Annotated in this window: 12 protein-coding genes; 4 read left to right on the plus strand and 8 right to left on the minus strand. The window is 62.5% G+C overall.

All coding sequences use genetic code 11. The annotated features are described in order from the left end of the window. Positions 1–79: 79 nt before the first annotated feature. From RUH64_RS07770 to RUH64_RS07785, 4 genes are all read left to right on the plus strand, one after another. Positions 80–763 (plus strand): 3'-5' exonuclease, encoded by a 684-nt coding sequence (locus RUH64_RS07770; RefSeq protein ID WP_313812626.1) that lies wholly within the window; start codon positions 80–82, stop codon positions 761–763. 235 nt (positions 764–998) lie between these two features. Beyond that, positions 999–1,991 (plus strand): ATP-binding cassette domain-containing protein, encoded by a 993-nt coding sequence (locus RUH64_RS07775; protein ID WP_313812627.1) that lies wholly within the window; start codon positions 999–1,001, stop codon positions 1,989–1,991. Continuing rightward, positions 1,992–2,660 carry a methionine ABC transporter permease gene (locus RUH64_RS07780; RefSeq protein WP_313812628.1) on the plus strand — a complete coding sequence of 223 codons (669 nt, stop codon included), beginning with the start codon at positions 1,992–1,994 and terminating at the stop codon, positions 2,658–2,660. Between the two features lie 111 nt (positions 2,661–2,771). Next, on the plus strand, positions 2,772–3,626 hold the full coding sequence (locus tag RUH64_RS07785; protein WP_313812629.1) for a MetQ/NlpA family ABC transporter substrate-binding protein: 855 nt from the start codon (positions 2,772–2,774) through the stop codon (positions 3,624–3,626). Between the two features lie 122 nt (positions 3,627–3,748). Here the strand turns inward: RUH64_RS07785 and RUH64_RS07790 are convergent, their stop codons facing one another. The 8 genes from RUH64_RS07790 to hemG all read right to left on the minus strand — a co-directional run bounded on the left by RUH64_RS07790 (position 3,749) and on the right by hemG (position 12,522). After that, positions 3,749–4,414, minus strand: coding sequence for a hypothetical protein (locus tag RUH64_RS07790; protein ID WP_313812630.1), 666 nt, complete (start codon positions 4,412–4,414; stop codon positions 3,749–3,751). A 439-nt stretch (positions 4,415–4,853) separates the two neighbouring features. Beyond that, entirely contained in the window at positions 4,854–6,161 is a 1,308-nt protein-coding gene (gene hemL, locus RUH64_RS07795) for a glutamate-1-semialdehyde 2,1-aminomutase (RefSeq protein ID WP_313812631.1), read from the minus strand. Positions 6,162–6,166: 5 nt separating this feature from the next. Further along, the gene (hemB, locus tag RUH64_RS07800; protein ID WP_313812632.1) at positions 6,167–7,150 is read right to left on the minus strand and encodes a porphobilinogen synthase; all 984 of its coding nucleotides are present in this window, start codon (positions 7,148–7,150) and stop codon (positions 6,167–6,169) included. Between the two features lie 42 nt (positions 7,151–7,192). Continuing rightward, positions 7,193–7,984 (minus strand): uroporphyrinogen-III synthase, encoded by a 792-nt coding sequence (locus RUH64_RS07805; RefSeq protein WP_313812633.1) that lies wholly within the window; start codon positions 7,982–7,984, stop codon positions 7,193–7,195. An 8-nt stretch (positions 7,985–7,992) separates the two neighbouring features. After that, complete coding sequence (gene hemC, locus RUH64_RS07810) at positions 7,993–8,967, minus strand: hydroxymethylbilane synthase (RefSeq protein WP_313812635.1); 975 nt, start codon at positions 8,965–8,967, stop codon at positions 7,993–7,995. After that, entirely contained in the window at positions 8,964–10,169 is a 1,206-nt protein-coding gene (locus RUH64_RS07815; protein WP_396275997.1) for a ferrochelatase, read from the minus strand. The genes hemC and RUH64_RS07815 overlap by 4 nt, the downstream gene beginning before the upstream one ends. After that, positions 10,166–10,852 carry a hydrogen peroxide-dependent heme synthase gene (gene hemQ, locus RUH64_RS07820; protein ID WP_313812799.1) on the minus strand — a complete coding sequence of 229 codons (687 nt, stop codon included), beginning with the start codon at positions 10,850–10,852 and terminating at the stop codon, positions 10,166–10,168. The genes RUH64_RS07815 and hemQ overlap by 4 nt, the downstream gene beginning before the upstream one ends. 80 nt (positions 10,853–10,932) lie before the next feature. Continuing rightward, positions 10,933–12,522, minus strand: coding sequence for a protoporphyrinogen oxidase (gene hemG / locus RUH64_RS07825; RefSeq protein WP_313812637.1), 1,590 nt, complete (start codon positions 12,520–12,522; stop codon positions 10,933–10,935). Positions 12,523–12,559 lie beyond the last annotated feature (37 nt).

The following is a 12,559-nucleotide window of genomic DNA, read 5'->3' on the forward strand; positions in this document are numbered from 1 at the left end:
TTCTGCCAAGCCAATAGCGGCGTTCCACAATTGGCGCGTCTGTTCTTATCCTGTCCTGAGCTGGTTGTAGCGTTGAGATATGACTGAATGGCATAAGGGCCTCGCCGTAGGCTTTGATCTGGAAACTACCGGCGTGGATACTGCTACCGCGCGCATCGTCACCGCCTCGGTGGTGCTGCTCGACGCTGAGGGGACAATCGTCAATCAGCGCGAGTGGCTGGTTAATCCGGGCATCGAAATTCCGGAAGCAGCCACCGCCGTGCACGGAGTCTCCACGGAGAAAGCCCGGGCGGAGGGCAGCCCCGCTCCCCAGGCTGTTCGCGAAATTCTCGGACTGCTCAATTTTGCCTCCGAGCAGGCCCCGCTGATCGCTTTCAATGCGGCCTATGATTTTTCGGTCTTGTACTCCGAGGCCCTGCGCTACGACATGCCTCCGTTCATCCCCGGCAACGTCATTGATCCGTTCATCATCGACAAGCAGGTAGATAAGTTCCGCAAGGGCAAACGCACCTTGGCTGCTGCGTGCGAGCACTATGGCGTGGTACTTGAAAATGCCCACACTTCTTTTGCCGATGCGGTCGCCTGCGTGGCAGTTGGCCGAGCCTTGGCCGAAACCTACCCTCAGCTTCAAGTAGATCCGCAGATTCTTCACGGTTGGCAGATCGGCTGGGCTCGCGAACAGGCAGAAAGCTTCCAGTCGTACCTGCGCAAGAGCAAGCCTGAAGCGGTAGTCGACGGTGCCTGGCCTATCAAGGACAGCTGAAATACGAAGGAGTAAGGCACTTCACACTCTCCTGCGAGCTGTAACACAAGGTGCGATTTAAGTCATTCATTCATTTTTAGTCGTAATATCACGAAGCATATTCGGTTGCCTGCGTAATATCACCCAGTTTTAGGTCTGATGAACTTAGAATAAGGGCCATTCGGGCGATTTTGTTCGATGATGATTGAATAGAGGGTACTCTCTATACCCTTGAGAATCTGAAGGAACACGCCTAGTGATCACAGTTAGTGACCTGCGCAAGGTCTACCGCCAGGGAAACAACGATGTTGTTGCCCTGGCAGGAGTAAGTCTTGAAGTCCCCACCGGGAAAATTCACGGCATCGTCGGACATTCTGGTGCTGGTAAATCCACGCTTGTCCGTTGCTTGACCTTGCTAGACCAGCCAACCTCCGGAACCGTTGCCGTCAACGGCAAGGAACTGACGAATGTCAGCTCTTCGGAACTTCGCGACGCTCGTCGTCGTATCGGCATGGTGTTCCAGCACGCTAACCTCTTCGATTCTCGGACCACCGAAGAAAATGTCGGCTACCCGTTGGAGCTCACAGGGACGCCAAAGAACGAAATCAAGGCCAAGGTGGCTCAGCTGCTTGAGCTGGTCGGCCTGGCTAAATTCGCCAAGGCTTACCCATCTCAGCTTTCCGGCGGTCAGCGCCAGCGCGTGGGCATTGCCCGTGCGCTGGCTACCGATCCGGATGTGCTGCTGTGTGATGAGCCAACCAGCGCCCTGGATCCCAAGACCACCGATGAAATTCTGGAGCTGGTCAAGCAGTTGCGTGATCGGTTGAACATCACCGTGCTGATCATTACCCATGAAATGCACGTGGTGAAGCAGGCATGTGACTCGGTTTCTCTTCTTGAAGGCGGAAAGATCGTAGAGCACGGCGAGATTGCCGCTGTCATCGCCAATGCGAATGGACGCCTGGCAAATACCTTGCTCCCACTGCCTGGCGATGCGCCGCGTGCCGCCGGGGAAGGTGCGATTTTGGATCTGCTTTACACCGGGGATCAGGCAACCGAGCCTGTTATCTCCTCGGTAGCCCGCACCTTCAATATTGATGTGAATGTGTTGGCCGGCTCGGTGGAGCAGATGAGCGAACAGCAGTACGCCCACCTGCGCGTGCAGCTTCCGCTTGATGCCGACGTCGCCGCAATTGTTGATCACCTGAAGTCGAATGGTATTGCCGTGACCGTGAAGGGAACCAAGTAAATGTTTGATTTCCTCACCCCGACGGTCCAGAAGGCCATGCTCACCGCCACCTGGGAAACCATTGAAATGGTTCTCATTTCTGGGGTGATCACCGTAATTGTGGGCCTAATCCTTGGTATCTTGCTGCACGTCACGGGCAAGGACGGGCTCTCCCCTGTTCGCTGGTTGAACTTCATCTTGTCCGGAATCATCGTCAATATCACCCGTTCGATCCCGTTCGCGATCTTGATGGTGGCATTGATTCCATTCTCTGCATTCTTGGTTGGCACTTCGCTTGGCCCGATCGCCGCGACCGTGTCCCTGACCATCGGCACGGTTCCGTTCTTCGCTAGATTGGTTGAGACCGCCCTGCGCGATGTATCTTCCGGCAAGGTGGATGCCGCCTTGGTCATTGGTTCTACCAAGATGCAGATCATCCGCAAGGTGATGGTCCCCGAAGCAATGCCCGGCATTGTTGCGGCTGTCACCACCACCGTCGTCACGCTCATCGGCTACTCGGCCATGGCAGGCCTAGTCGGCGGCGGCGGTTTGGGTCGTATGGCGTACACCTACGGTTACACCCGCTTCAATCCGGAAATCATGATCCTAACCATCATCATCATGGTGATCATGGTGCAGCTGGTTCAGATCATCGGCGACTGGATCGCCCGCAAGGTCGACCACCGCTAACCAATTCGAACTTCCACCTACTCGACTGGTGGCTTCACGGCAGCCTCCTCGGACTGCCAATTACTCTAACTCGCATCCGTGCCTCACGGCTCGACCAAAAGGAAACAAGCAATGCGCAAAAAGCTAGCTCTTGCACTGACCGGTGTTGCCACCGCTTTCGCCCTGACCGCTTGCGGCGGCAGCTCCACCACTGCCGACCCTTCGGCATCCGCTACCCTGGACCCAGCAAACCCCACCGTCATCAAGGTCGGCGCCAGCCCGGTTCCGCAGTCTGACATCCTCAACTTCATCGATCAGAACCTTGCCAAGGATGCCGGCATCGACCTGGACGTTGTAGAGATCGACGACTACGTCACCCCGAACACTTCGCTGGCAGACGGCTCCCTGGACGCCAACTACTTCCAGACCGAGGCATACCTGAAGACCGAAACCGAAGAAAAGGGTTACAAGTTCGCCCACGGTGCAGGCATCCACGTTGAACCAATGACCGTCTTCTCGAAGAAGTTCGACAAGCCTGAGGATGTCACCGAGGGTGCCACCGTTGTGCTGAACAACGACCCAGTCAACCAGCTGCGCGGCATGCGCGTCCTGGAGTCGGCCGGCCTGCTCAGCAACCTGGCCGACGATGACTCGGTGCTCACCGTGCAGGACGACAAGGCAAAGAACCCTAAGGGCCTGAAGTTCACCGAAGTCAACGCAGAGCAGGTTCCCCAGTACTACACCAAGGATGATTCCGTGGACCTCGCGGTCGTCAACGGCAACTTCATCGTTCAGGCGAAGCTGAACAAGGATGAAATCCTGGCTCAGGAGTCCGGTGAGAACAACCCGAACGCCAACTTCCTGACCTGGCGCGAGGGCGAAGAGACCCCAGCTATCAAGAAGCTTGACGAGCTGCTGCACTCGGACGAGGTTCGCGACTACATGAAGAAGACCTGGACCGACGGAAGCGTTATCCCAGCGTTCTAATTTCTAGAACTCCAAGCTCCTGCGGGCCCCGGCATTGCGCCGGTACCCGCAGGAGTTTTCGTTAATTCTGTACACACGGCTTGATCGGTTGTTGGCGAACCAGCATCCGTTGATTCTCGAAGCTACCTCACTATAGAAATATTCGAGCCGAATTCAACCGATGCCCCATTCACTGGTTCCAATCCAACTCGGAGCGGTCCGCGAGCCGCCGGGGCCACATTATTGGGAAACCACAGTCGCTCGCGTTGGACAACGATCAGCAGACCATCGTGGCTCCCCAACGATGCAAAGGTCGCCGAAAGATTGTAAAAGATCGGGATATTCAGTTCCCGCGATAGGGTCGCGACCGCGTCTAAGACATCGTCGACGCCGATGCCTACTTCACTGATGGATAGCATTCGCGGCTTGCCGCTCCCCTCCTCTGCGGCCCCCGCATCGGCGTCCCGGGCGATGAGTTCCAAGATGATGCCCTCGGGCCCAAGAAAATACACCGACCGGGAGTTCCATTCGGTGCCGCCGTAGAATGTGTCTTTCCCGCCAACTGGAAGCAGTTCGACTCGCTCTGCTAGCCACGCATGCGCCCTTTCGAATTCCGAGGGCAGGATTCCAAAGGCAAGGTGGTGCACCCCAGCAAATTCTTCGCCCTGGGTAAGGAACAGCCTGCTTGAACCGATGGTGATTGCTGCGCCGTCCGCACTGGAATCAACGGGACATAGCAAGATGTCCCGGTAAAACGCAGCCGCCTTTGCGACGTCGCTGACGGTTATCGATACGTTGTCGATCTTCATTATTCCGCTGTGCCTCCTACCTTGTCCGGATGAATTGCATCATGGGTGCACAGTAGCTTAATGCCCGTTGTTGAACTAATAGCGGGCTTCGTTACGTCGTTGACTCCCTCCATGAGCGGAAAGGGAGCGTGATGCAAACCGCTGCGAACTTCCTGACGGGAATAAGGCGGTTGGCCATTTGGAAATTGATGGTGGTTTCGCTGTATCACGGGGACCTCGCAAGCCTGTTGAGCATCATGAAAGACATCGATCCACACGGAATCGATATCGAGAAACCAATACAACTAACTGCAGTTAGCTTGAGGTCAAGACCAGCCCGTTGAACTTCTAAATATTTCGTTGAAGATGTTTCGCGTTGAGAACCCACGGCAGGTTATTACAGCTCAGGGGCCCACGCGATATACGCGTGGGCCCCTGAATTGTCTTGCTGAACTTGTACTTAGGCCTTGGCGGCGGCCGCGGCCTTGGCAGCGGCTGGAAGCGCGGCGAAGATCTTCTCCATGGCTGCATCGTCGTGGGCTGCAGAAACGAACCATGCCTCGAACACGCTAGGCGGCAGGTAGACGCCGGAATCAAGCATCGAGTGGAAGAACGGTGCGTAGCGGAAGGCTTCCTGCCCCTGTGCGTCGGCGTAGTTGTGCACGCCCTTTTCAGAGGTGCCGAAGGCGACGGAGAACAGGGTGCCTGCACGCTGGATGGAGTGGTCAAGGCCCTCAGCGGTGAATGCCTCGATGATTGCTTCCTGTAGCGCATCTGACTGCTTGGTCAGGTGGGTGTAGACCTCGTCGGTGGCATGGGTCAGCTGGGCGATGCCCGCAGCCATAGCCACCGGATTGCCGGAGAGTGTGCCCGCCTGGTAGACGGGTCCCAGCGGCGCCAGGTAGTCCATGACCTCGGCGCGGCCGCCCAAGGCGGCGGTCGGCAGGCCGCCGCCGATGACCTTGCCGAAGGTGTAAAGGTCGGCGTTCCAGCCTTCGATCTTCCCGGTCAAACCCCAGTAGCCCGAGGAGGAGGCACGGAAACCGGTGAGCACCTCGTCCACAATCAGCAGCGCGCCGTGCTTGGCGGTGGTGTCCTTGAGGAACTTGTTGAAGCCCTCGCCCGGGGTCACCACACCCATGTTGCATGGTGCGGATTCGGTGATAATGGCTGCAATGTTTGCACCGTGCTCAGCGAATGCCGCTTCGACTGCTGCGCGGTCGTTGTACGGCAGCACTAGGGTTTCGGCCGCGGTGGCCGCGGTGACTCCTGCGGAGCCCGGCAGGGCCAGGGTGGCAACACCAGAACCGGCATCGGCCAGCAGCGAGTCAAGGTGGCCGTGGTAGCAGCCGGAGAACTTGATGATCAGCTCGCGGCCGGTGTAGCCGCGGGCCAGGCGCACGGCGGTCATAGTGGCCTCGGTGCCGGTGGAGACCATGCGTACGCGCTCCACCCCGCCCATGCGGTCCTTGATCAGCTGGCCCAGCTTTGCCTCATCCGGGGTAGAGGCACCGAAGGACAGTCCGTGGTCTACCGCGGCGTGCACGGCTGCCTGAATCTCGGGATGCGAGTGGCCCAGCAGCGCCGGACCCCAGGAGCAGACCAGGTCCACGTATTCCTTGCCGTCGGCATCGGTCAGGTAGGCGCCCTTGGCACCGACCATGAACGGTGGGATGCCGCCGACCGAACCGAAGGCGCGCACCGGGGAGTTCACCCCACCTGGCATGACCTCGCGGGCCTGGGCGAAGAGCAGTTCTGAGTTGGACATGAAGTCTATTTACCTTCCTTGAGCCAGCCGGCGACCTCGGCTGCGTAGTACGTAAGAATCTGTTCGGCGCCTGCGCGCTTGATGGAGAGCAGCGATTCAAGCACCGAGGACCTGCGGTCGATCCAGCCATTGGCGCTGGCGGCCTCGATCATCGAGTACTCTCCGGAAATCTGGTAGGCGGAGACCGGGACCGGGGAAATGTCGGCGATGTCGCGCACGATGTCCAGGTAGCTCATGGCCGGCTTGACCATGATCATATCGGCGCCCTCAGCGATGTCCAGCTCGGCCTCCATGACAGCTTCGCGGCGGTTGGCCGAGTCCATCTGGTAGGTGCGGCGATCGCCGGTCAGCTGCGAGTCCACCGCTTCGCGGAATGGGCCGTAGAAGGCGCTGGCGTATTTGGCGCTGTAGGCCAGGATCGCGGTGTCCTGATGGCCGGCCTCGTCTAGGTACTGGCGGATGACGCCGATCTGGCCGTCCATCATGCCCGACGGGCCGAGCATGTGGGCTCCTGCCTGCGCCTGGGCCACAGCCATCTGCCCGTAGATTTCCAAGGTGGCGTCGTTGTCAACGTTGCCCTTGGCATCCAGCACGCCGCAATGGCCGTGGGAGGTGAATTCGTCCAGGCAGACATCGGACATGACGACCAGCTCGTCGCCGACCTCCGCGCGAACTGCCTTGATGCCTTGATTGAGGATGCCTTCCGGATCGATGCCGGCGCTGCCGTTCTCGTCGCGGTCCTCGGGGATGCCGAAGAGCATGATCCCGCCCAGGCCCTTGGCTGCGGCGTCATTGGCGGCGGCCTTCAACGTATCCATGGTGTGCTGGTAGACACCCGGCATGGAGCTGATTTCCTTAGGCTGGCTCAGGCCTTCACGCACGAAGACCGGCAGGATCAGCTGGCGGGCGGCCAGCTCATTTTCTGCCACCAACCGGCGGATGGCAGGATTCTGCCGCAGTCGGCGCGGACGATGCTGTGGGAAACCCATGGCTTCTTCTCTCCAGTTTCTTCTGACAGGTATATACAAAGTTTAGTTGGATGCACGCAGCAGCTTTGCCGCGGCGGCCGCGATCCCCCGGGGCCCGGGGTCCTCCGCCACCGCGTGAACCGGCAACGCCAGGGCACGCAGGGCTGCGGCCGTCGGTTGGCCGATGGCAATGGTTCTGCACTGCGGGGGCAGGCTTGCACCCGCCAGTTGGACGAAGCGCCGTGCAATGCTCGGGGCGGTGAACACGATCAGATCCAGTTCACCGAGCACCGCCGGGATTTGCTCCGGGGCGATGCTTTGGATCCCCTCGGGCGCCGGACGCCGGTGCACTTCCCGCGCCGCCGGGGCGTGGACCGTGCGGTAGGCGACGGCCTCGGTGACGAACACCTGCTGCTCGGCAAGTCCCTGGGCAAGCGTGGTGCTGGCCAGGTCGCCGTGCGGATAGAAGATCTTCGCACCTGCTTCCGGCCGCCAGCCAGCAAGCATTCCCTCCGCCGACTGCACCCGCGGTCTGAAGGCAGGGTCCAACCCCAAAAGCTCTTTGGCTACCTGCGCGGTCTTGGTTCCCACCACTGCCAGCTTCAGCTCCGGACCCAACTGGCGGCAGTCCAACAGCTGCGCCAGCACGTAGACGGTGTTGGCGCTGGTCACCACCAGCCAGTCGAAGGCGCCGGCGCGAAGCCGTTGGCAGGCCGCCTCAAGTTCCGCGGTGTCCTCCGGCCAGATGGCCGCAATGAGCTGGGCACACCGCGAGGTGATGCCCAGCCGAGTGAATTCCCGTACCGTGGCCGCGGCTCGCGCCGCATCGCGCAGGATCAGTGCGTTGGCGCCCATTGCGGCGGCTAGGCCAGCCCTGCAACGACTGCGGCGCCGTCGGCCAGCATCTGCGTGGCAAGCTCCCGGCCCAGTTCCATGGCGGAGGCAACATCACCCAGCGCCGTCCTGGCGCTGCGGCGCATGACCTCGGAGCCGTCCGGGTTGCAGGCCACCGCGTCGAGGATCAGTTCCTGGCCCTCAACCCTGGCCAATGCACCGATCGGTGCAGCGCAGCCGGCCTCTAGGGTTGCCAACAGCGCTCGCTCGGCCTGAACCTGAAGCCGGGTGTGCAGGTCGTCGAACTGTTCTAGTGCGGCGTCCAATTTCTCGTGGCCGGTCCCCGCAGTGCGGGTTTCAAGGGCCAACGCACCCTGGCCCGGGGCGGGCAGCATGATCCCCGGATCAAGGTATTGCGTGATGTGCTTCTCCAGGCCCAGTCGGCGCATGCCTGCGGCGGCCAGGATTACCGCGTCAAGGTCGCCCTGGGTGGCGCGCCCGACGCTGCCGTCATCCAGCGTATCCCCCACGCCCTTGACCCGGCCCAAGCGGGTGGGCACATTGCCGCGGATGTCAACGATCTGCAGGTCGCTGCGGTAGGCCAGCAACTGGGCCGCACGGCGCGGCGAGCCGGTGCCGATCTTCGCGCCCTCGGGCAGCTGGTCCAGGGTGAGCGCATCGCGGGAGCACAGCGCGTCGCGCACATCCTCGCGCTGCGGGATGGCAGCGAGCACCAGCCCCTCGGGCTGGGCGGTGGGCAGGTCCTTCAGCGAGTGCACCGCAAGGTCGCAGCCGGCATCCAGCAGGTGCTGGCGCAGGGCCGCGGCGAACACGCCGGTGCCGCCCAAGGTGGCCAGTGAACCGGTCACTACATCGCCCTCGGTCTTCACCAGCACGGTCTGAACCTCAAGGCCGGAGATCTGCGCCAGCGCATCGGCGGCCCACCCGGTCTGGGTGGTGGCCAGTGCGCTGGCGCGGGTGCCTACGCGAAATGTTTCGCTCATGCCTGCGGCACTCCCACTTCGGAGTCCACGGCGCCGATGGTCGGGCGCAGGGTTCCGTCAAGTGCCGCCTTTTCGCAGCAGCCAGGGCGGCAGACGTCGAACCATGGACCGCCCTCGACCACCGAGCAGCGGCCCCCGCGCAGGGCCTTGCCATCCGCGCCTGCCAGGCGCTCCTCGACCAGGTCGATCAGTCCGGAGACGAAGGCCTGGTGGGTGCCGGGGGTGGACACACGATCGAAGGCCAGGCCCAGCTCCGCGCAGGTGTCCTTGGCCTCGGTGTCCAGATCCCAAAGCACCTCCATGTGATCGGAGATGAAGCCGATCGGCACCACGACGACGCCGTCCACGCCTGCGGCGGCGTCTTCCTCCAGCGCATCGTTGATGTCGGGTTCCAGCCACGGGGTGTGCGGGGCGCCGGAGCGGGACTGGTAGACCAGCGAATGCTCCAGGCCCGCGGCTTCCTCCACATTGGCCAGGATGTAGTTGGCCACCGCGCGGTGCTGCGTGGTGTACAGGTTCTCATCCAGCGTGGCGCGGATGGCCTCCGGGCCGGCGGCGTTGGCGTCGGACATCGGGATCGAGTGCGTCACGAAGACGATCTTGATCCGTCCCTCGGCCTTGCCGGCGGCCGCAAGCTGTTCGCGGACTGTGGCCAGCGAGGTGCGCAGCCCGTCAACGAACGGGGTCACGAAGGCAGGGGTGTCGAAGAACTGGCGCAGCTTGTCCACTTCCACCACGCCCTCCAGGTTCGTGGCGCGCAGGCCCATGCCCAGATCCTCGCGGTACTGGCGGCAGGCCGAGTAGCCGGCGTAGGCGCCGGTGCCCATGAGCAGCACCTTGCGGTGGCCGTCGGCGGCCATCTGTTCAAGGGTGTCGTTCACGAATGGATGCCAGTTGCGGTTGCCCCAGTAGATCGGCAGGTCGATGCCGCGGGCTGCAAGCTCGGCTTCCAGCGCCGCCTTCAGCGCGCGGTTTTGGGCGTTGATCGGCGAGACGCCGCCGTTCTTGCGGTAGTGCACCGCCACTTCTTCCAGCCGCTCATCGGGGATGCCGCGGCCGCCGGTGACATTGCGCAGGAACGGGATGACGTCGTCCTGGCCCTCTGGTCCGCCGAAGGACGCCAGAAGGATCGCGTCGTAGGCCTTGGGCTCCATGCGGCCGTGCTCGTCGTAGCCGGTGCGCGGGTCGAAACTCTGGGTCACTGCAGTACCTCAAGTGCCTCGGCGGCGGAAATGCGGCGCCCGGTGTAGAACGGGGTTTCTTCGCGCACGTGGTGGCGCGCCTCGGTGTAGCGCAGGTGGCGCATCATGTCGACCAGGTCGATCATGTCGTCGGCCTCAAGGCAGATCTGCCATTCGTAGTCGCCGAAGGAGAAGGCAGCCACGGTGTTGGCCAGCACGTTCGGGAACTCGCGGCCCAGGATGCCGTGGTCGCGCAGCATCTTGCCGCGGGCCGCAGGGTCGATGGTGTACCAGTCGTGCGAGCGGACGAACGGGTAGACGGTCATCCATTCCTTGGCTGCGATGCCGCGGGCGAAGGCCGGCGAGTGGTCCTTGGCGAACTCGGCCTCACGGTGAACGGCCATGGTGGAGTAGGCGATCTCGGTGCCTTCCAGCAGCGCCGAACGGCGGATCTGGCGCATCGCGGACTGCAGCAGCTCGGCCGCCGGGCCGTGGACCCAGATCATGATGTCGGCGTCTTCGCGCATGGCGGAGACATCGTAGATGCCGCGCAGGGTCACGCCCTGTTCTGCAAGCTTTTCGGTCAGCGCGTCGAACTCGGTGGCAGCGGCAGCGGAGCGCTGGACAACCGCCGAGCGCTTGAAGATGGTCCACAGGGTATAGAAGAAGGTCGGATTTTCACCAGCGTTTTCGCGTTCGCGAATGACTGGTGAATTGTGCTCCGGTGCGTTGCTCACTTACTGTCTCTCCTTGATCAATTGATCTGAATTCGGTCTTAAAGTCTTTAGCTGGCGCTGATGGCTACCGCACCGCGGGCGTGGTTGATGACCCGAGCCAGCCCGGTGCCTGCCAACCAGGCACCAACCACGTCGAGGCCGTGAATTTCTGCGGTTGCGGCGCGGACCTGGCTGCGGCGTTCGACTGCCGCAGTTCCCTGCAGCGGAACCATGTCGCTGAAGCGCGAGACCGCGCTGCCCAGGACGTCCTCCGGCTGCAATTGAACACCCAGAATCTTTGAGGCGTCTTTGATAGCCTCCTCGATCAGTGCCGCGTCGTCCCCGCCGGCTACCAGTTCGTCCGCTTCGCCGATGCGGCCGTAGGACAGGCGCACCACGTGAGTTCCCGGTCCGCTCTGCTCCCCCAACCACGGCCATTTAGCACTTGAATGGGTCAGCGCCTTGGCGTGCACCGGTGCGTTGCGGGCCACCAGTACCCCCGAACCGCGCGGAGCGTCGTCAAGCTCCGGCTTGTCAACCACCAGGATGGCTAGGGCGATCGCGTTGGACTGGTTCTCGGCGGCGATCTGCTTCACTTCGCCGAGCAGTGGATTGAGCAGCGCAAGGGCCGGCTGCGCCTCGGTGGCGATGACCACCCGGTCGGCCTTGAGCTCCTGGCCCAGGGTGTGCACGGTGAACGGCTGCGCCGCAGCCTTATCGCGGGTGATCGAGGTGACCGGCGAGTTGCGCACCAGCAGCACCCCTGCCTTGCTCAACCGTCCGGTCAAGGCTTCGATCAGCGTGTACATGCCGCCGTCAAGGCCCGCCACGCGGGAGCCGGCCGGGGCCGAATCCTGCAGCGCGGTCACGGCACGGGCCAGGGAGCCGGTTTTCTGCATGGCCTCGCGCAGTCCCGGCGCGGCGGCGTCGATATCGATCTGCGCCGGGTCCGTGGAATATACGCCGTTGACCACCGGGGCCACCAACTCGTCAAGCACCGCCTGGCCCATGCGTGAACGCACCACTTCGGCCAGCGACAGTTTTTCGGTAGCCCATTTCCTGCTCATCGGGGTGATCAGGTCGGCGGCGGCGCGGACGGTGGCGGCGCGTCCGATGATATTGCGCACCTCATCGGTGCGCACGGTGCCGGGGATGCCCAGCAGCGCGGTGGCGGGCAGCGGGTTGGCCAGCAGCTTGTCGTTCTCCGCGTGGATCAGCCAGGCGCGCTCACCGGAGGTCTGTACGATCGCTTCGCCCAGGTCGAGCTCGTCGAGGTAGTTGGCGACGCTGCCGCCGCGGACCGCGAAGGACTCCGCCCCGGCGTCGAGAAGCAGACCGTCCACCTCGGTGCGGCGCACGCACCCGCCGAAGCTGTCGGCGGCTTCCAGCACCGTCACCCGGTAGCCGGTTTGGCGCAGGTCGCGGGCCGCCACCAGTCCTGCCACGCCGCCGCCGATGACAATCGCGTGGGGCGCTATGGCCTCCGACTGCTTGGCGGCGGCGCGCTTGTGCACCTGTGCCTCGGTGGCTGCACGCACCTTCTCAAGCAGCCGCAGTGCATGTGCCGCAGCATCCGTGGCAATGTCTCTGCGGACCTTCGGCCCAGGGGCCTGGGATTCCGCCGCCGGCTGGTTTTCGCTGCGCTGGTCCTTGATCACGTACCGATGCACCTTCTACCTTTGAGTTTTTGTTGCT

Origin of the sequence: Glutamicibacter sp. (genome assembly GCF_032154645.1) — a bacterium.
In the GTDB taxonomy this organism is placed as follows: domain Bacteria; phylum Actinomycetota; class Actinomycetes; order Actinomycetales; family Micrococcaceae; genus Glutamicibacter.

Coding starts and splice junctions, on each gene's coding strand:
- RUH64_RS07780 (WP_313812628.1), top strand. CDS start 1,992: ATGTTTGATTTCCTCACCCCGACGGTCCAGAAGGCCATGCTCACCGCC.
- hemB (WP_313812632.1), bottom strand. CDS start 7,150: ATGGGTTTCCCACAGCATCGTCCGCGCCGACTGCGGCAGAATCCTGCC.
- RUH64_RS07785 (WP_313812629.1), top strand. CDS start 2,772: ATGCGCAAAAAGCTAGCTCTTGCACTGACCGGTGTTGCCACCGCTTTC.
- hemL (WP_313812631.1), bottom strand. CDS start 6,161: ATGTCCAACTCAGAACTGCTCTTCGCCCAGGCCCGCGAGGTCATGCCA.
- RUH64_RS07805 (WP_313812633.1), bottom strand. CDS start 7,984: ATGGGCGCCAACGCACTGATCCTGCGCGATGCGGCGCGAGCCGCGGCC.
- RUH64_RS07790 (WP_313812630.1), bottom strand. CDS start 4,414: ATGAAGATCGACAACGTATCGATAACCGTCAGCGACGTCGCAAAGGCG.
- RUH64_RS07770 (WP_313812626.1), top strand. CDS start 80: ATGACTGAATGGCATAAGGGCCTCGCCGTAGGCTTTGATCTGGAAACT.
- hemC (WP_313812635.1), bottom strand. CDS start 8,967: ATGAGCGAAACATTTCGCGTAGGCACCCGCGCCAGCGCACTGGCCACC.